This window comes from Streptomyces sp. NBC_01446 (assembly GCF_026340095.1).
In the GTDB taxonomy this organism is placed as follows: Bacteria; Actinomycetota; Actinomycetes; order Streptomycetales; family Streptomycetaceae; genus Streptomyces; species Streptomyces aureus.
In genome coordinates this window covers 1,248,863-1,266,778 of the sequence record NZ_JAPEPO010000002.1, presented here as the reverse complement: position 1 = coordinate 1,266,778, position 17,916 = coordinate 1,248,863, and the positions used below count along the sequence as shown (strand labels likewise).

The 17,916-nt window shown below is 71.5% G+C and carries 14 protein-coding genes and 2 pseudogenes; 9 read left to right on the top strand and 7 right to left on the bottom strand.

Annotated elements, in window-relative coordinates:
* Positions 1–140: 140 nt before the first annotated feature.
* Entirely contained in the window at positions 141–479 is a 339-nt protein-coding gene (locus tag OG456_RS43540; protein WP_266570623.1) for a helix-turn-helix transcriptional regulator, read from the top strand.
* A 5-nt stretch (positions 480–484) separates the two neighbouring features.
* A complete protein-coding gene (locus OG456_RS43535) occupies positions 485–1,027 on the top strand; it encodes an SRPBCC family protein (protein WP_266570622.1) in 543 nt (180 codons plus the stop codon).
* Between the two features lie 43 nt (positions 1,028–1,070).
* Here the strand turns inward: OG456_RS43535 and OG456_RS43530 are convergent, their stop codons facing one another.
* The gene (locus OG456_RS43530; RefSeq protein ID WP_266570621.1) at positions 1,071–1,697 is read right to left on the bottom strand and encodes a helix-turn-helix transcriptional regulator; all 627 of its coding nucleotides are present in this window, start codon (positions 1,695–1,697) and stop codon (positions 1,071–1,073) included.
* Positions 1,698–1,909: 212 nt separating this feature from the next.
* Between OG456_RS43530 and OG456_RS43525 the strand changes: the two genes are divergently transcribed.
* A complete protein-coding gene (locus OG456_RS43525; protein WP_266570620.1) occupies positions 1,910–5,077 on the top strand; it encodes a bifunctional cytochrome P450/NADPH--P450 reductase in 3,168 nt (1,055 codons plus the stop codon).
* A 78-nt stretch (positions 5,078–5,155) separates the two neighbouring features.
* On the opposite strand, the gene asnB is transcribed toward OG456_RS43525, so the two are convergent.
* The 3 genes from asnB to OG456_RS43510 form a co-directional block, all read right to left on the bottom strand.
* Positions 5,156–6,997, bottom strand: coding sequence for an asparagine synthase (glutamine-hydrolyzing) (asnB, locus tag OG456_RS43520; protein WP_266570619.1), 1,842 nt, complete (start codon positions 6,995–6,997; stop codon positions 5,156–5,158).
* A gap of 276 nt (positions 6,998–7,273) precedes the next feature.
* Positions 7,274–8,614, bottom strand: a complete 1,341-nt coding sequence (locus OG456_RS43515) for an MFS transporter (protein WP_266570618.1) — start codon at positions 8,612–8,614, stop codon at positions 7,274–7,276.
* A 165-nt stretch (positions 8,615–8,779) separates the two neighbouring features.
* Positions 8,780–9,964: a TIGR03364 family FAD-dependent oxidoreductase gene (locus tag OG456_RS43510; protein ID WP_266570617.1), complete on the bottom strand. Its 1,185-nt coding sequence runs from the start codon at positions 9,962–9,964 to the stop codon at positions 8,780–8,782.
* A 179-nt stretch (positions 9,965–10,143) separates the two neighbouring features.
* Here OG456_RS43510 and OG456_RS43505 point away from each other — a divergent pair, with 179 nt between their 5' ends.
* On the top strand, positions 10,144–10,917 hold the full coding sequence (locus OG456_RS43505; protein ID WP_266570616.1) for a GntR family transcriptional regulator: 774 nt from the start codon (positions 10,144–10,146) through the stop codon (positions 10,915–10,917).
* Positions 10,910–11,599, top strand: a complete 690-nt coding sequence (locus OG456_RS43500) for a phosphonatase-like hydrolase (protein WP_266570615.1) — start codon at positions 10,910–10,912, stop codon at positions 11,597–11,599. Before OG456_RS43505 ends, OG456_RS43500 begins: the two co-directional genes overlap by 8 nt.
* A 67-nt stretch (positions 11,600–11,666) precedes the next feature.
* Here OG456_RS43500 and pgm read toward each other — a convergent pair whose 3' ends face one another.
* Both pgm and OG456_RS43490 read right to left on the bottom strand, forming a co-directional pair.
* Positions 11,667–13,295, bottom strand: a complete 1,629-nt coding sequence (pgm, locus tag OG456_RS43495) for a phosphoglucomutase (alpha-D-glucose-1,6-bisphosphate-dependent) (protein ID WP_266570614.1) — start codon at positions 13,293–13,295, stop codon at positions 11,667–11,669.
* 98 nt (positions 13,296–13,393) lie between these two features.
* Complete coding sequence (locus OG456_RS43490) at positions 13,394–14,122, bottom strand: Clp protease N-terminal domain-containing protein (protein ID WP_266570613.1); 729 nt, start codon at positions 14,120–14,122, stop codon at positions 13,394–13,396.
* A 160-nt stretch (positions 14,123–14,282) separates the two neighbouring features.
* Here OG456_RS43490 and OG456_RS43485 point away from each other — a divergent pair, with 160 nt between their 5' ends.
* The 4 genes and pseudogenes from OG456_RS43485 (at position 14,283) to OG456_RS43470 (ending at position 16,229) form a co-directional block, all read left to right on the top strand.
* Positions 14,283–14,756 carry a cupin domain-containing protein gene (locus OG456_RS43485; protein WP_266570612.1) on the top strand — a complete coding sequence of 158 codons (474 nt, stop codon included), beginning with the start codon at positions 14,283–14,285 and terminating at the stop codon, positions 14,754–14,756.
* A 123-nt stretch (positions 14,757–14,879) separates the two neighbouring features.
* Positions 14,880–15,320, top strand: a complete 441-nt coding sequence (locus OG456_RS43480) for an OsmC family protein (protein ID WP_266570611.1) — start codon at positions 14,880–14,882, stop codon at positions 15,318–15,320.
* A 161-nt stretch (positions 15,321–15,481) separates the two neighbouring features.
* Positions 15,482–15,933 (top strand): annotated as a pseudogene (locus OG456_RS43475) (TNT domain-containing protein); the annotation flags it as partial.
* Between the two features lie 27 nt (positions 15,934–15,960).
* Positions 15,961–16,229, top strand: a pseudogene (locus OG456_RS43470) (hypothetical protein).
* Here the strand turns inward: OG456_RS43470 and OG456_RS43465 are convergent.
* Positions 16,218–17,906, bottom strand: a complete 1,689-nt coding sequence (locus OG456_RS43465) for a glycoside hydrolase family 18 protein (RefSeq protein WP_323136448.1) — start codon at positions 17,904–17,906, stop codon at positions 16,218–16,220. The pseudogene OG456_RS43470 and the gene OG456_RS43465 sit on opposite strands and share 12 nt — an antisense overlap.
* Positions 17,907–17,916: the final 10 nt, after the last annotated feature.

Below are 17,916 nucleotides of genomic sequence, written 5' to 3'. Positions count from 1 at the left end.
GTGGCGAGAGCTGTGCTGCTTCAACCTTCGAACACTATCCGGGAGCTGCCGCAGTCGAGGGGGCCGTCGCCGCAGGTGTAGTGGGTGCCTGACACTTACATGCCTTGACCGGAATATAACCAGTGGGGCATATTGAGGTCATGCCCGCACCCGCCGTCTGGACCGCACTCGCCGACCCGCACCGCCGCGCCATCGTCGCGCTGCTGCTCGAGCGTCCGCGGCCGGTCGGTGAGATCGTCGAGGCGTGCGGCCTGAGCCAGCCCAGCACCTCGAAGCACCTGCGGGTACTGCGCGAGGCGGGCCTGGTCGATGTCGAACAGGAGGCCCAGCGCCGCGTCTACCGGCTCGAACCCGGACCGGTCGCCGAGCTCGACGCCTGGCTCGAGCCCTACCGGCGCCTGTGGAACGACCGCCTCGACGCACTCGGGCGCCGTCTCGACGCCCATGCCCCCGAGGACGACGAACCAGCGAAGGACTGAAGGCCATGACCACTCCACACCCCGACCCCGCCGGCAGCTACGCCCCGCTCGACGACGGCCGCCCCGCAGTCCGCTTCACCCGCACGTACCACCACGCGATCGAGCGGGTCTGGCGGTACGTCACCGACCCCGCCGAACTCGCGCACTGGTTCCCCTCCCAGGTCGAGATCGAGTTGCGCGCCGGCGGCGTGATCCGTTTCCACGGCGACCCGAACATGCCGGAGTCGACCGGCCGCGTCCTCGCCGTGGACGCGCCGCGCCACCTCTCCTTCAGCTGGGGCGGCGACGAACTCCGCTTCGACCTGGAGGCGCTCGACGAGGGCCACACCCGCTTCACCCTGACCAATGTCCTGGAGGCGGCAGACACCGCGGCCCGCAACGCCGCGGGGTGGGAGGTCTGTCTCGACGCCCTGGACGCGGCCGACCGCGGCGAGAGCTTCGACGGCCCGCACGCGGGGCCGCGCGCCCCGTGGAAGGTCCGCTACGACGCCTACGTCGAGGCCGGATTGCCTTCGGGCGCACCGGTCCCGGGCATGGACGAGGCGTAACCGCGCCCCTTACGGAGAGCCGTCAGCCGTCAGCCGTCAGCCGTCAGCCGCCCGGTGCCGTGGCGCGCGGCGGCCACACTCCGGGCGCCAGCACGCCCGACGCGTAGGCGCGCGCGACCAGTTCCGTACGGTTCGTCGCACCCCACCGCCGGGACAGGCGCCGCAGGTGGTAGTTGACGCCGTCCGTGGTCAGGCCCGTGTCGCGGGCTGCCTGAGCCGTGGTGGCACCGGAGGCGAGCAGCTCAAGGATCCGTGACTCGGCCGCCCCTGCCGTCGCCCGCGGCCGGGTGGGCGCGGGCGGGCGCTCGCCGACGACCCGCAGCATGACGAGCAGATCCGGCGTCCGGTCGACGGTGTCGCTGACCGGATCCACCGTCAGTTGGCCCTCCCGGAGTGCCCCGTCGGGCGTCTCCCAGGTGACCGAGACCCGATAGCGGGAGCGCCGCCGCAGACGCAGTGCCTCGGCGATCCGGTGGAGCTGTGACTCGTCCCCCGGGCGGAACAGATGCAGGATGTCCCGGCCCTTCAGACGGCCGGGGGTGGTGTCGCACTCGGCGGCCATCGCCGCGTTCGCCAGCATGATCGTCCCGCGTGGTCCGCACACCGCGACGGGCATCGGGATCCGGTCGAAGAGCAGCATCGCGCGATTGCGCCACAGCACCCCGTCCATCGCGTACCCCTTTCGTATGTCACGTCCGGTCCCCTGCCGCGGCCGGACCTGCATCACGGCCGGGCCCATGTCATGTGCGGCCGGTGAGCGCAAGCGCGGCGGGCCGCAGGCCACTACACAATCATGTAGTGCGGCGGCCCGGCTCGGCGGGGCCACGGGATCAAGCTGGACACGCACCGAACTCCGTACCGCGAAAGGCAGTTGCCGCCCCCATGCCCGACTCCGCGCTGCTCCCGCCGGCCCCCACCGACGGCCTTCCGCTCATCGACATCTCCGCCACGGGTCCCGGACCCGCGCCCCTCCAGCAGGCCATGGAGCTGTCCCGCCGCCACGGCCCCGCGCTCGTGCGCAGGCTGCACGGCCGCGACGCCCTCTTCGTCAGCGACCTCGACCTCGTCACCGAACTGGCCGACGAGACCCGCTTCGCCAAGCACGTGGGCCCCGCCCTGGAGAACGTCCGCGCCTTCACCGCCGACGGCCTCTTCACCGCCTACAACGACGAACCGAACTGGGCCCGCGCCCACGACATCCTCATGCCTGCCTTCGCGCTGGGCTCCATGCGGATCTACCACCCCGTCATGTACCAGGTGTCCCGCCGCCTCATCGAGTCCTGGGACCGCGCCGCGCATTCGGGCAGCCCCGTGGACGTGCCGGGCGACATGACGCGCATGACCCTCGACACCATCGGACTCGCGGGCTTCGGTTACGACTTCGGGTCCTTCGAGGGCTCGGAGCCGCACCCCTTCGTGGAGGCCATGGTCCGCTGCCTCGAATGGTCGATGAAGCGTCTCGCCCGCACGCCCAGCTCCGACCACTCGGCCGCCGACGCGGCGTTCAAGGCGGACGCGGACTATCTGGCGCAGGTGGTCGACGACGTCATCGCGGCGCGCGCCGACGCCCCCGAAGGCGACGACCTGCTCGGCCTGATGCTCACCGCCCGCCACCCCGACGGCTCCGCGCTGGACACGGCGAACATCCGCAACCAGGTCATCACCTTCCTCATCGCGGGCCACGAGACCACCTCGGGCGCGATGTCCTTCGCCCTGTACTACCTTGCCAAGCACCCGGCCGTGCTCGATCTCGTACGCCGTGAGGCCGACGCCCTGTTCGGGGACGCGGCAGACCCCGAGCCCACCTTCGACGAGGTCGGCCGGCTCACGTACACACGGCAGGTACTGAACGAGGCGCTCCGCCTGTGGCCGACGGCGGCCGCGTTCAGCCGCCACGCGCGCGAGGACACCCTCCTCGGCGGACGCATCCCGCTGCGCGCCGGGCAGCCGGTCACCGTCCTCGCGCCGATGCTGCACCGGCAGCCGGTGTGGGGCGACAACCCGGAGCTCTTCGACCCCTCCCGGTTCACGCCCGAGGCCGAGGCCGCACGCTCACCGCACGCCTTCAAGCCGTTCGGCACCGGTGAACGCGCCTGCATCGGGCGGCAGTTCGCGCTCCACGAGGCGACGATGCTGCTCGCCCTCCTGGTGCACCGCTACCGGCTCGTCGACCACGCCGACTACGACCTCACGGTCAAGGAGACGCTGACGCTCAAGCCCGAGGGCTTCACCCTCGCGCTCGTGCCGCGCACCTCCGCCGACCGCAAGCACCCGGCCCTGCCCGGCCACGCGCCCGTCGAGGAGCGGACGGCCGCACCGGACACGCTGCCCGCACGGGTGCGGCCCGGCACCGGGGTCCTGTTCCTGCACGGCAGCAACTACGGGACCTGCCGCGGCCTCGCCGAGCAGCTCGCCGACGACGTCGCCGCGCTGGGCTGCGACACGGCCGTCGCGCCCCTCGACACCCATGCGGGAGCGCTGCCCACCGACCGTCCCGTCGTCGTGGTCGCGGCCTCCTACAACGGCCAGCCCACCGACGACGCGGCCGAGTTCGCCACGTGGCTCGACGGTGCGCCGGACGGCGCCGCGAACGACGTCACCTACGCGGTCCTCGGCGTGGGTGACCGCAACTGGGCCGCCACCTACCAGCACGTCCCGACCCGCATCGACGAACGGCTCGACGCGCTCGGCGGCACCCGCCTGTGCGAGCGCGCCGCGGCCGACGCCTCCGGCGACCTCAACGCGACCGTCCGCACCTTCACGACGGGACTGCGCGCCGCGCTCCTCACGCAGTACGGGGACCCCGACGCCGCCCCGGCCGACACCGCGGAGCCCGAGGACGCGTACGAGATCCGGGAGATCGGCGGCGGGCCGCTCGACGCCGCGGCCGCCCGGCACGGGCTGGTCCCGTTCACCGTCACCGAGGCAAGCTCCCTCACCGCGCCCGACCACCCGCGCAGCAAGCGCTTCGTGCGTCTCGCGCTGCCCGAGGGCGTCACGTACCGCACGGGGGACCATCTCACCGTGCTGCCCGCGCAGGATCCCGCGCTCGTGGAACGGGCGGCCGCCGCTTTCGGAGTCGGCCTGGACACGGTCCTCGACATCAGGGCCCGCCGCCCGCGCCGCGACGGCCTCGCGCTCGACCGACTGCTGACGGTCCGTGAACTCCTCACATCCCACGTCGAGTTGGGGCAGGTCCCCACTCCGGACCAGGTGGCGCTGCTCGCCGAGGCCAACCCCTGTCCTCCCGAGAAGGCAGCACTGGGGGCCCTCGCCGACGACCCGCGCACGCTCGTCGAACTCGTGGAGGACCACCCCGCGCTGCGCGGCGCGCTCACGTGGCCGCACCTTCTCGACCTGCTGCCGCCGCTGAAGCCCCGGCACTACTCGATCTCGTCGAGCGCCGAGCGGAGCCCCGCACACGCCGACCTCATGGTGTCCGTCCTCGACGCCCCGGCCCGCTCGGGCCGCGGCCGGTTCCGCGGCACCGGATCGACGCACCTGGCCGGGCTCCGGCCCGGCGACACGGTGCTCGCCCGCGTTCAGCCGTGCCGCGAGGTCTTCCGCGTCCCGAACGACTCGGAGACCCCGGTCGTCATGATCGCCGCGGGGACGGGCCTCGCGCCGTTCCGCGGCGCCATCGCCGACCGCGGCGCCCTGCTCGCCGCCGGCACCCCGCTCGCGCCCGCCCTGTGCTACTTCGGCTGCGACCACCCCCGCGGTGACTTCCTGCACGCCGACGAACTGCGCGCCGCCGAGGCCGCGGGCGCCGTCTCCCTGCGCCCCGTCTTCAGCGAGGCACCCGAGGCGGGCCACGCCTTCGTCCAGCACCGGGTGGCCGCCGAGGCCGACGAACTGTGGGCGCTGCTCGGGTCCGGGGCGCGCGTCTACGTCTGCGGTGACGGGGCCCGGATGGCGCCCGGCGTCCGTGACGCGTTCCGCACCCTGTTCCGCGACCGCACACCGGGAGCCGACGACGCCGAAGCCGAGCGCTGGCTGGCCGGTCTGATCGCGGACGGTCTGTACGTGGAGGACGTCTACGCGGGCTGAGGACTCCACGCACAGGGCGCCGCACCCCGGCGGCAGCGTACGGCCGACGCCGCGCGCTGCCGCCGGGGCGGACCGAACTCAGGAAAGGACCAGTTCAGGGCTGTACATGTCGAGCCAGAGCGCGAGGTCCAGCGTGCGTTCGAGCCCGCGCCGCGACGCCTGCTCGGTCTGCGGTACGTCACGGTGCGCGGCCCGCGTCACCCGCGCCCGGTCGACCAGGTCGAACACCCGGTGCGAGGGCCGGGCGAGCAGATCCTTCGCCTGGTTCTGGAGTGCCACGGCGTACTTCGGGTCCTGCGTCGACGGATACGGGCTCTTCACCCGGTCGTAGACCGACTTCGGCAGCACGTCGGCGGTCGCCTCGCGCAGCAGGCTCTTCTCGCGGCCGTCGAACGACTTCAGCGACCAGGGCGTGTTGTACACGTACTCGACGAGGCGGTGGTCGCAGAAGGGGACGCGCACCTCCAGGCCGACGGCCATGCTCGCGCGGTCCTTGCGGTCGAGCAGGATCCGCACGAACCGGGTCAGGTGCAGATGGCACATCCGGCGCATCCGGTACTCGAAGTCGCTCTCGCCGTCCAGGCGTCGGATGCCGCGCACGGCATCGGCGTAGCTGCGGCGGACATAACCGTCCAGGTCGAGGGCGCCGGCCAGGTCGTCGCGCAGGACGTTGGAGTCGTCGCCGAAGTGCTGGGACATGCGCACCAGCCAGGGGAACGTATCGGCAGTGCGCGCCTCCTCGTCGAAGAACTGGAGGTAGCCGCCGAACACCTCGTCCGCGGACTCGCCCGACAGGGCGACCGTCGAGTGCTTCCTGATCGCCCGGAACAGCAGATAGAGCGACGCGTCCATGTCGCCGAAGCCCGCGGGGATGTCACGGGCCCGGATCACCCGGGCCCGGACCTCCGGGTCGGCCAGCTCGTTCGAGTCGAGGACGATGTCGCGGTGGTCGGTGCCGGCGGCCTTCGCCACGTCGTGCACGTACGGGGCGTCGGGCGTGCCGCGCATCTCGTCGGCGACGAAGTTCTCCGTCTGGCCGACGAAGTCCACGGCGAAGCTGCGTACGGTCTCGCCCTGTTCACCGAGCTGCCGCGCGGCGATCGCCGTCATGGCGGACGAGTCGAGGCCGCCGGACAGCAGCGTGCAGCGCGGCACGTCGGAGACGAGCTGGCGCCGCACGATGTCGTCGAGGAGCGAGCGCACGGTCGCGATCGAGGTGTCGCGGTCGTCGGTGTGCGGGCGGGTCCGCAGCGTCCAGTACGCCCGCTGCCGTAGTCCGCCGCGGTCGACGGTCACGACGGTGCCCGGCTCCACCTCGTGCATCCCGTCCCAGACAGCATGGCCCGGGGTCTTCACGATGGTGAAGAGCTCCCGCAGGCCGTCGAGCGTCACCCGCGACTTCGCGAGCGGATTGGCGAGGATCGCCTTGGGCTCGGACCCGAACAGGACGCCGTCGGGAGTCTCGTAGAAATAGAAGGGCTTGATGCCCATGCGGTCCCTGATCATCACGAGCTTGTTCTCGCGGCCGTCCCAGACGGCGAACGCGTACATGCCGTTCAGGCGCTCGGCCAGCTCCTCGCCCCACTCCAGGTAGCCGCGCAGCACGACCTCGGTGTCGGAGTCGGTGGTGAACCTGTGCCCGCGTCCGGTCAGTTCGCTGCGGAGTTCCGTGTAGTTGTACGTCTCGCCGGAGTACACGAGCGCGACGGTGCCGCGCGGCGTCTCGGCGGTCATCGGCTGACGCCCGCCCGGCAGGTCGATGATCGCGAGCCTGCGGTGGCCGAGCGCCGCGGGCCCGTCGGTCCACGTGCCGCGGTCGTCCGGGCCTCGGCACTCCATCGTCTGCGTCATCGCATCCAATGTGTCGGCCGAAGCGCGCAGGTCGCGATCGAAGGAGACCCAGCCGGTGATGCCACACATACGTTCCTCCTGCATGCCGTTCCGGCGCCGAATCAGTTGTATCCAGCACCTATATGTCGAGCGTGTGACATGGCGCTGTGTACGGTCAACGCGCCGATAACCCGGTGGAGGCCGGTGACCCGACGGTTTCGGCCGCTCTTTGCTTGACAGGGTGGAACGGTCCCCATCGCAAATCGCGGCGGCGCGCCGGTCATTGCCGGAATGCGGGCGGGCCGGCCGGGCGGGATCCGGCCAAGGGCAAAAACTTGATCAACCCCGGGCCGGGCCCCCCGGTCCTCAGGCCGTCACGGCCGTCCGGTTCCAGTGCGGCAGCATGACCACTCCCGCGAGTGCCGCGGCGGCGGCGAAGCCGTAGAAGAGCACAGTGGTCGAGAGGAAGCCCGGGAGCAGGCCGCCGAGGATCGCGCCGACGGAGCCGCAGCCGTTGACGAAACCGGTGGCGGTGCCCGCCCCGGCCTGGCCTCCCGAGTCGACGGCCGCGACGCCCGCGATCAGGGCGTCGGCGGCGTAGAGACCGAAGCCGATCACGGCCAGGACGCCGACCATCGTGCAGGTGCTGCCCGTCGCGGTGAGGGGCACGAACGCCGCGAGCATCACCGTCAGCAGACCGAGCGAGAGGACGCACGGCGGGACGCGCCGGGAGGAGAACAGGCGGTCGGAGATCCAGCCGACCGTCATCGGCGCGAGCACGCCGGCCACGCCGAACGCCACCGGGATCAGCGTGGCCCCCAACTTGCCCACCTCGGGCAGCCGTTCACTGACGATCACCGGGCCCCACAGCAGGAGCGCGTACCGGGCGGGCTTGAGCAGGAAGTACGCGGCGCTGAGCGTGAGAACCATCCGGTTGCGCAGGATCTCGCGGTAGATCTCGCGGGAGGTGAGCGGCGCCTCGGCCGGCCCGGACACGGCGCCGGACTCGGCCGTCGCCTCCTGGGCGTCGGGCCGGGGGAGACCCGCGTCCGCGGGCTCGTTGCGCTGGAGGACGACGAACAGCGCGAGCACGACGGCCAGCGTCGCCGACCCGGCCAGGAACGCCGCGTGCCAGCTGTCGAAGACCGAGTACGCCCACCAGCCGAGGAAGGGCGGCGCCGCGAGGCCGCCGAACGCGTAGTTCGTGCACCACAGACCGAGGATCCGGCCCCGCTCCTTCACCGGCACGAAACTGGTTACGTTCTTGCACAGCGGGGCCCAGCCCGTCGACTGCGCGAGCCCCTGCACGGCCATCGCGACGCCGAACACCACGAGCGAGGTGCTCAGGCCGATGACCGCCGACGCGACCACCGCGCCGGTCATCCCGCCGATCACGACGACCCGCGGCCCGAACCGGTCCGCCCACGAGCCCCACGCGAACTGCCCCACCGCGTACGCCGCGAGATACACGGCGTCGATCAGTCCGAGCGTGTGGGACGTGAAGGTGTGGTTGACCGCGGGGTCGTCCAGAATGCCGAGCTTGGCGACCGAGAACGCCTGCCGGACGAAGTAGAAGCCCGCGTACGCGATCCAGGTGACGGCGAAGATCTGCCAGCGCCAGCGCTGCGAGAGCCGGACGGAAGCGGGGTCTGCCGCGGGGGACCGGAGCGGGTCGGGCGCGACCCCTGGCCGGGTGCCGTCGGGCATGGTGGTCTCCTTGTCCTCGGTGCCTGGTGAGCGATGGATGCGGGGGTGACGTGCCGCAGTGCTACGCAGTGCCGGGCCCCGCGCCGCGAGACGTGCTCGCGGCGCGGGCTGCCCTCTGTGCCGCGGTGGAGGGGCGGTGGCCGGGATCTTGTCCGCGGCGGGTGGTCAGGCCGTCGCGGCCAGGGACTCGTCGAACGTGGCGGCGGCGAGACCGAACGAGAGCGTCATGCCGATCCCCGAGGTGACCGAGATGGCCCGCACGCCGGGTGCCACGTCCCGGACCAGGAGCGGGCCGCGGCCACTGCTCGCGTAGACGCCCTGCCAGCGTTCCGTCACCCGCAGGTCGCCGGCTCCGAGGACCTCGGCCGCCGAGTCGAGCAGCAGCTGCGCCGTCGGCTCGTCCTCGAACGGGGTCGTGGTCCGCCCGTAGGCGTGGGAGTCCCCGACCAGGACCGTGCCGTCGGGCAGGCGGGTGAACATGACGTTCGCGACGACGTCGAGCAGCTCGGGGCTGTGGCCGATGACCTCCTCGCGCAGCCTCGGCCCGGACGGCATGGCCGTGAAGGCGTCGTAGCGCAGCATGGACGTCGCGGTCAGGATCGCCGCGTCCGTACGGAAGGCATCGGGCGCCGTGACCCGCGCCATGGTGAGCCGGCAGCGCTCGATGCCGTGCTCCTCCGCCGCCGTGGGGTACAGGCGGTCCAGGTCGTGGCCCACGCAGACGAGGATCCGGTCGCTGTGGACCGGGCCACGGCCGGTGTGGACGGTGCCCTCCTCGACGCCGTTCACGTTCGTGCCCCACACCACGGTGACGTTGGGCTGTATGGACAGCCATGCGGCCAGGTCCGGGGCGGCCTCGCGGGGGTTGACGCGCAGGTCGTCGGGGAGGAAGGCGCCGCCCACGATGTCACCGGCGTCGGCGCCCCGGCCGAGCTCGCCCGCGACCTCCTCGCGGGTCCGCAGCCGGACGGTGTCCGCGCCGCGCTCCTCGCGCAGCTCCTCCAGGACCGCGAGTTCCGCCTCCGACCTCGCCACCACGAGGGCGCCGGCCTCCTTGGCCCACAGGCCCGAGCTCTTCGCGGCCTCCAGCCACCCCGCCCGCGAGCGGTAGGCGAGTTCCAGCAGGTCGCCGCGCTGTGCCGTGATGCAGCAGTGCCCGAAGTTGCGTACCGAAGCGCCTACGGGCTGCCAGTCCCGCTCGATGACCGTGACGGTCAGGCCACGCCGGGCGGCCTCGAAGGCGTGGGCGAGGCCGACGACCCCGGCACCGACGATGACCAGGTCGCTGCGGCCGCCGGGGAGGTCGGCGGCGGGCGAAGGGGCGGACGAGGGCGCTGTTGTGATGCTCATGGTTGGCAGCGTGCGAGCCCTCGGGCGCATGGGGCAAGACTTGTGTGTACAAGTTTTCCGTCTGTTTACCTTCCGTGCCCCGGAGCAGGGGTGGGTGACCCCGAAACGTCATCGAGCGGCCCCGTACTGGCCACGCACGGGCCTTGAGGAGAGGCGGGTCGAGCTGCGATAGTCGTCTTGTGAAGACAAGTAAGGGTGTGCCGCTCCATGAGCAGCTCGGCGCCGAGTTCCTGCGGCGCATCGAGTCCGGTGAGTGGCCGGAGGGCGAGCCGGTACCGAGCGAATCCCAGCTCTGCGAAGAGTTCGGGACCTCCCGCGGGCCGGTCAGGCAGGCCTTGTCGATACTGCGGTCGGACGGGCATCTCGTGGGCGGCCGGGGCAAGCCGCCCGTCGCCAGAAAGGCGGCCCCGTCGCAGCCCTTCGCGTCGCTCATGTCGTTCACCCAGTGGGCCAGGTCCATCGGCCGCGAACCCGGTCAGCTGACCGTCGAGGTCGCCCGCCGCCGGGCCTCCCCTGAGGCCGCCGCACGGCTCGGCCTCGACGAGGGTGAACCCGTGGTCGACCTGGTCCGGCTGCGCCACCTGGACGGCGTGCCGGTCATGGTCGAACGCTCCACGTTCGTCCTCCACGTCGGCCGGCACCTGTTCGACATGGACCCCGACGCGGGCTCGATCTACGAGGCCCTGTGCGGCCGCGATGTCGACCTGCACCACGCCCGCCACACCATCGACGCCATCGCCGCCGACACACAGGACGCGTCGCTCCTCGGCATCGAGCCAGGCGAACCCCTGCTGCGCGTAAGGCGGTTGGCGTTCTCACGGGACGGCGTGCCCCTGGAGTACGCCGACGACCGCTATCTTCCCGCACTCGCCAACTTCACCATCGAGAACACCGCCGAGGGACGCACCGTCGTCGGCCGGTACCGCACTGACGAGGAGAACCCCAGTGATTGAACTCGCCGTCTTCGACATGGCAGGCACCACGATCGAGGAGCACGGCGCGGTGTACGAGGCGCTGCGCCACGCCGTCGAGTCGACCGGCGTGACGGTGGACCCGCAGGACCTCCAGACGTGGATGGGTACGGACAAGCGCGAAGCCATCGACGCGCTGGTCCGCCTCGGCGGCGGCACCCCCGACGCGGAGCTGGTCGAGCGGCAGTACGGCGTCTTCCGCGCGTTCCTGAAGGAGCGCTACGAAGAGGTCCCGCCGCAGCCCGTAGCCCAGGCCGACAAGGCCCTCACCGAACTGCGCGCCCGGGGCATCAAGGTCGCCCTGACCACCGGGTTCAGCGCTGACGTCGCCCTGCCACTGCTCGCGTCGCTCGGCTGGGCCACGGGTGAGGGCGGCAACCTCGACGCGGTCGTCACCGCCGACGAGGTCGTCCGCGGCCGTCCCGCCCCGTACATGATCCACCGGGCGATGGAGAAGACCGGCGTCGTGGACGTCCGCAAGGTGCTCGTCGCGGGCGACACCGCGGTCGACCTCCAGGCGGGGCACCACGCGGGCGCGGGCATCGTCGTCGGTGTCCTCACCGGCCAGCTCCCGCGCACGGAGCTCGAACTGCACCCGCACACCTACGTGCTGGACAGCGTCGCCGAGGTGCCGGGCCTCGCGGAGGCGACGGCCGCGGAGTAGTCGTACACCGCAAGACGTGGGCGGCAGCGCTCGGGCGAGCGTCCCGCGCGCTGCCGCCCATGTTCCGTCAGTCCTTCGCGAGCGCCGCGTCCACGATCGACTGCGCCTCCGTCTGCACCTGGGCCAGGTGGTCCGGGCCGCGGAACGACTCGGCGTAGATCTTGTACACGTCCTCCGTGCCGCTCGGCCGTGCGGCGAACCAGGCGTTCTCCGTGGTGACCTTCACGCCGCCGATCGCGGCGCCGTTGCCCGGCGCGTGGCTGAGCCGTCCCGTGATGGGCTCGCCCGCGAGGGTGTCCGCGGTGATCGCGTCGCCGCTGAGCTCGGCGAGGCGGGCCTTCTGCTGCTTGGTCGCTTTCGCGTCCACGCGCGCGTACGACGACGAGCCGTGCTCCGCGGCGAGTTCGGCGTAGTACTGCGACGGGGTCTTCCCGGTCACCGCGGTGATCTCGGCCGCGAGCAGAGCGAGCAGGATGCCGTCCTTGTCGGTCGTCCAGACACCGCCGTCCTTGCGTACGAAGCTCGCGCCCGCGCTCTCCTCGCCGCCGAAGGCGACCGACCCGTCGACGAGTCCCGGCACGAACCACTTGAATCCGACGGGGACTTCGAGCAGTTCGCGGCCGAGGGACGCGACGATCCGGTCGATGACGGCGCTCGACACCAGCGTCTTGCCGATCGCGGCGTCGGACCGCCAGCCGGTGCGGTGCGTCGCCAGGTAGTGGATCGCGACGGCGAGATAGTGGTTCGGGTTCATGAGCCCGGCGTCGGGCGTGACGATGCCGTGCCGGTCGGCGTCCGCGTCGTTCCCCGTCAGCAGGTCGTAGTCGTGCCGCTTCGCGAGGACGGACGCCATCGCGGGGGCCGACGAGGGATCCATCCGGATCTTGCCGTCCCAGTCGAGCGTCATGAACTGCCAGGTCGGGTCCACCTCGGGGTTGACCACCGTCAGGTCGAGTCCGTACATCTCGGCGATCCGCGCCCAGTAGTGCACACTCGCCCCGCCGAGCGGGTCCGCGCCGATGCGCAGCCCCGACGCCCGGATGGCGTCGGTGTCGATGACGGTGCTCAGCTCCTCGACGTACCGCTCACGGAAGTCGTACGTCTCCGGAGTCACGTCCTTCGTGGTGCGCACATCCCGATTGCCGTCGGCGAGCAGCTCGTTGGCGCGGCGCGCGATCCAGGACGTCGCGGTGGAGTCGGCGGGGCCGCCGTGGGGCGGGTTGTACTTGAAGCCGCCGTCGCGCGGCGGGTTGTGGCTCGGCGTGATGACGATGCCGTCCGCCTGGCCGAGCTCGTCGGACGCGGTGCTGTTCCAGCGCAGGATGGCGTGGCTGAGCGCGGGGGTCGGCACGTAGCCGTCGTGGACGTCGGCGAAGACGCGTACGCCGTTCGCCGCGAGGACGCCGAGTGCCGTGTCGAGCGCGGGGCGCGAGAGGGCGTGGGTGTCGGGCCCGATGAACAGCGGGCCCGTGATGCCCTCGGCCGTGCGGTACTCGACGATGGCCTGCGTGATCGCCGCGATGTGCCGTTCGTTGAACGCGCCGTCCAGGCTGGAGCCTCGGTGCCCGCTCGTGCCGAAGACGACGCGCTGCTCGGGGCGGTCCACGTCGGGGACCTTGGTGAAATACGCGTCGACGAGTTCATCGATGTCGACGAGGTCCTCCGGCCGGGCCTGGGTTCCTGCGCGCTCAGTCATGGGGGCATTCTCCCATCAGGACCGCGCGCGACGCAGGACGGCAAAGGTGTCCCGAAGTGCCGCGAGCACTCCGGGACACCCGATCGGCGGACGGTCCGTCAGGACTCCCCCTTCGCCCGCTCCTTGACGATCGCGGCCAGCATCTGCGCGATGTGCGCCTCCGACGCGGCCTTGTCGATGCCCGACTCGGCGAGGGTGCCCGAGCCGTTCTCCTGTTCCAGGAGGGCCAGCAGGATGTGCTCCGTACCGATGTAGTTGTGGCCCAGGCGCAACGCCTCGCGGAAGGTCAGCTCCAGGGCCTTCTTCGCGTTCGCGTCGAACTTGACGAGGCCGGGCACGTCGGAGACGGCCGGGGGCAGCGTGGCCGTCGCGTTCTGCCGGACGGTGTCGAGGAGCACGCCCTGCGCGCGGATGGCCTGCGCGGCGAGCCCCTCGGGCTCGGCGAGGAGGCCGAGGACGAGGTGTTCGGGCCGGATCTCGTCGTTGCCGGCGGCCTGGGCCTCGTTCTGCGCGGACATCACGACGTTGCGTGCCCGCGGGGTGTAGCGGCCGAAGCCGGAGCTGGGATCGAGGTCACCGACCTCGCCGGAGGCCTTGGGCACGAACCGCTTCTGGGCGGCCTGCCGGGTGACCCCCATGCTCCTGCCGATGTCGGTCCAGGACGCCCCGGAGCGGCGCGCCTGGTCCACGAAGTGGCCGATCAGATGGTCCGCGACATCGCCGAGGTGGTCGGCGGCGATCACGGCGTCGGAGAGCTGGTCGAGTGCGTCGGTGTGGACCTTCTTGATGGCGTCGATCAGGTCGTCGAGGCGTACGGGTGTGGTCATGCCTACTGGCTCCGCAGATTCCGTCATGTGACAACCTTAGGTTGACAGTAGAAGGGTGTCAACCGTCAGTTGACAGTCGTTGGGGATGCCCTCACGCACGCCGTAGGCTGCGGAGTCCACGACGTACCAACCGATGAAACCGACCGATGAAGGAAGAGCCATGCCGTCGGGCCGAGTGTCACTTGCGGACGTGCTGCGCACCGCGGACGAGTCCCGGACGGGCGCCCTGTGGAAGCTCGACGGCGCGGCACGGCAGCTCGACGCGAACCTCGTCCGGCTGCGGCCGGGCACCGCCGTCGCCGAGCACGTCGAGCCGGACCTCGACGTCCTGCTCGTCGTCCTCGAAGGTGAGGGGTCGCTCCGGCACGCCGACACGGAGGAGCAACTCACGCCCGGCGCCCTGGTGTTCGTCGCGCGCGGCGAACGGCGTTCCGTGACGGCCGGCGCAGACGGTCTCGCCTACCTCACCGCCCACCGCAGACGCCCCGGCCTGTCCATCGCGAGGCCCCCGGCCCGCGAGGGCGGTGAACCGGCCTGCCTGCTCAGCCGGATCTGCCCCGCCTGCGGCCGGGTCTCCGAGGATGCCGCGGCGGCCTTCTGCGCCCGCTGCGGCGGGCGCCTGCCCACTCCCTGACGCGACCGAGCGGGCGTTCATGCCCGTCCGACGGTCCGGCCTGCGCCGCCCCGCGCCCCCTCGCCCGTACGGTGCCGGGGACGAGCAGGACCGGACGACCGCAGCGAGGGAGAACCACCCGACATGGCCGACTACCGCATCGAGACCGTCCGCAACGGCTTCCGCGACTGGACCGCACGCAACGACCGCGGCGCCGAGGTGCGCATCGGCGCCGCCGAAGACCCCGACGTGCAGCCGTCGTTCACCCCGGTCGAGCTGCTCCTCGCCGCGCTGGGCGGCTGCGGCGGCCTCGTCACCGACCGCACGGCCCGCACCGTCGAACACGAGGGGCTGCGCATCGTCGTGGAGTCCGTGTCACGCCCCGAGGACGACGGCCGCGTCGGCGCGGTCCGCGTCAGCTACGAACTGGAGCTGCCCGAGGGCGACATGCGGGCGGACGACGCCTTCGCCCGCGGCGTGCGCCTGACCCACGAGAAGTACTGCACCGTCAGCCGGACCGTGGAACACGGCGCCCGGATCGAGGCACGGCTCCCGGACGGCACCCTCGTCTTCATGGCGGGCTGACTCGCCCGCGTACCGCGTGTGGCGTCTTTGCGGCGGGGCGTCGCGTCTTCATGACGGGGTGAAAGGCGTGGTGGCCGGATGCCGCCGCCACAGCCGAAGATCGCCGTAGTCTCCCCCAGTGTCCACATGATCACTGTGTGCATGCGAACCTGGCGATCCGTCGAAGCATCGAGGAGACGACCGCGGCGTTCCTGAAGAAGTACTGGGAGGGGGCGGCCGACTCCGGCAGCTGGAAGTGCCCGCCGAACGACGGATTCACCGAGACCGACGGCCAGGTCGACCGCCGCCCCACCGAGCTGCCCCCCCCGGGCAGACCCTCGACGGGTTCGGCTCGGAGTACGGCTCCTACCTGGCGCCCGCCGGGGACGCGTACGAGAAGCGGGCGCTGCCCCCGCAGAACCTCAACACTCGTGAGCCCGCCCACGCGTGTGACTATCACGTCTACGAGGTCGCCAAGCCGTTCTTCGTGTGGCAGGGCTCGATCGCTCCCTGGTTCTAGCAGCCCGGCGGCGGCCGGCAGATCAAGCTCGACCAGGTGTTCCTCAACCCCGGTGAGGGCCGGCGCCTCAACGTGAAGTGGCTCCTGGAACACGACTACCTCGAGCCCGCGTGAGCGAGATCGGGCCAGAAGGACGGTCTCGTGGACCGGCACGCGCTGGAGCACGCTCTGCGGCAGGCCGCCGTGCCCCCGGCCCACTACTGGATCGAGGGCGTCCACGAACCGTCCCTCACCCCCACCGATTCCTCTATGTGCGCGAGGACCCCGGCGGGGGCTGGGAGACCGGGGCGTACGAGCGCGGCACCCACGAGACGATCGCGCGGCATCCCACGGAGGACCCGGCCTACGCCCCTGTGGCAGCTGCTGAACTGAGTGCCGCCGTACAGGCCGCAGCGTGCTTACGGGAGTGAATGCACCTTGGGGCCCACGCTGTTCGACCAGGAGTTGCCCGCCGTCGCGTCCCAGTTCGTGGACCAGGTCATCGCGCCCCGCAGTCCCGGATAGGTCCTCGCGGGCTTGAAGGAGCCGCAGCCGGTGCCGCGCGTCAGGCAGTCGAGCGCGTTGTTGACGACCGACGGGTCCACGTAGCCACTGCCGGCGCCACGCGTCGACGCCGGGACGCCGAGGCCGACCTGCGACGGGTCGAGACCGCCCTCCAGCTGGATGCAGGCCAGCGCGGTCAGGAAGTCGACCGATCCCTGGCTGTACACCTTGCCGTCGCAGCCCAGCATCGAACCGCTGTTGTAGTACTGCATGTTGACGACCGTGAGGATGTCCTTCACGTTCAGCGCCGTCTTGAAGTACTCACCTGACGTGGACTGCATGTCGATGGTCTGCGGCGCCATCGTGAGGACCAGCTTCGCGCCGGCCTTCGCGGCGAGCTGGTGCAGGGCCTTCGACATATAGGTGGAGTTGAGGCCGTTCTCGAGGTCGATGTCGACGCCGTCGAACCCGTACTGCTGCATCAGGGAGTAGGCGCTGTCGGCGAACGCGGTGGCCGAGGCGTCACTGTTGACGGACACACTGCCCTTCTCGCCGCCGACCGACAGGATCACGGACTTGCCCGCGGCCTGCTTCGCGGCGATGTCGGCCTTGAAGTCGGCGGCCGACGCGTATCCGACGGCGGGGTCGAGCGTGAAGGAGATCTGCCCCGGCGTGCTGGTCGCGTCGGCGAAGGACACCGCGATGATGTCGTACTGCGAGGGGACGTCCCGCAGCTTCTGCACGGTCGCGCCGTTGTTGAAGTTCTGCCAGTAGCCGGTCACCGCGTGCTTGGGCACGGTGCCGCCGCCACCGCCCCCGGAGGTCGCGGTCCTGGCGGTGACGGCCGCCGACTTCGCGGACTCACCGGCCGAGTTGGTCGCGCTGACCTGGAAGCTGTACGAGGTGGCGGCGGCGAGTCCGGTGACGGTGGCGGACGCGCCGCCGACGGAGGCGACCTTCGCGCCGTCGCGGTACACGTTGTAGCCGGTGGCGCCGGAGACCGGGTTCCAGGAGAGGTCGACCGACGAGGACGTCGCGGTGCCCGCCGCGAGTCCCGCGGGGACCGCCGGGATGACGACGGGATCGCCGCCGCCACCGCCGCCGTCGGGACCGAGCACGCTCACGTCGTCAGCGTAGTACGCGCTCTGCCCGTACCAGCCGTGCGTGTAGACGGTCACGGACGTCGTGTTCGCGCCGGTCGTGAACGTGGTGCTCAACTGCTGCCAGCCGGAGGATCCCGGTGTCCACGTCGACACGTCGGTGGTGCCGGTGCCGCTCGCGCCGAGGTACACGTAACTGCCCTGGACCCAGGAGCTCAGTGTGTACGTCGAGTTGGGCTTGACCGCTACGGCCTGGGAACACTGGGCGGTGTCCTGCGCGGTCGGGGTGCCCTTGAGCGCCTTGGCGCCGCCGTGCACGGGAGAGCCGACCACGGAACCGGTGCCGGGGGAGCACGTCCAGTTGCTCAGGTCCGATTCGAACCCGGCGTTCTTGGCGACGTTGATGTCGGCGGCCTGCGCCGTGGTCGCCAGAGCGGTGCCGCCGAGCGCCGCGGCCGCGGTGACGGCCAGTGCGCCCTTGATCCATCTGCGTGCACGGTCCACTTACTGCCTC

What these genes read in the sequence shown, in the direction of transcription:
- OG456_RS43540 (WP_266570623.1), top strand. Translation starts at nt 141, where the DNA reads ATGCCCGCACCCGCCGTCTGGACCGCACTCGCCGACCCGCACCGCCGC.
- OG456_RS43535 (WP_266570622.1), top strand. Translation starts at nt 485, where the DNA reads ATGACCACTCCACACCCCGACCCCGCCGGCAGCTACGCCCCGCTCGAC.
- OG456_RS43530 (WP_266570621.1), bottom strand. Translation starts at nt 1,697, where the DNA reads ATGGACGGGGTGCTGTGGCGCAATCGCGCGATGCTGCTCTTCGACCGG.
- OG456_RS43525 (WP_266570620.1), top strand. Translation starts at nt 1,910, where the DNA reads ATGCCCGACTCCGCGCTGCTCCCGCCGGCCCCCACCGACGGCCTTCCG.
- asnB (WP_266570619.1), bottom strand. Translation starts at nt 6,997, where the DNA reads ATGTGTGGCATCACCGGCTGGGTCTCCTTCGATCGCGACCTGCGCGCT.
- OG456_RS43515 (WP_266570618.1), bottom strand. Translation starts at nt 8,614, where the DNA reads ATGCCCGACGGCACCCGGCCAGGGGTCGCGCCCGACCCGCTCCGGTCC.
- OG456_RS43510 (WP_266570617.1), bottom strand. Translation starts at nt 9,964, where the DNA reads ATGAGCATCACAACAGCGCCCTCGTCCGCCCCTTCGCCCGCCGCCGAC.
- pgm (WP_266570614.1), bottom strand. Translation starts at nt 13,295, where the DNA reads ATGACTGAGCGCGCAGGAACCCAGGCCCGGCCGGAGGACCTCGTCGAC.
- OG456_RS43490 (WP_266570613.1), bottom strand. Translation starts at nt 14,122, where the DNA reads ATGACCACACCCGTACGCCTCGACGACCTGATCGACGCCATCAAGAAG.
- OG456_RS43485 (WP_266570612.1), top strand. Translation starts at nt 14,283, where the DNA reads ATGCCGTCGGGCCGAGTGTCACTTGCGGACGTGCTGCGCACCGCGGAC.
- OG456_RS43480 (WP_266570611.1), top strand. Translation starts at nt 14,880, where the DNA reads ATGGCCGACTACCGCATCGAGACCGTCCGCAACGGCTTCCGCGACTGG.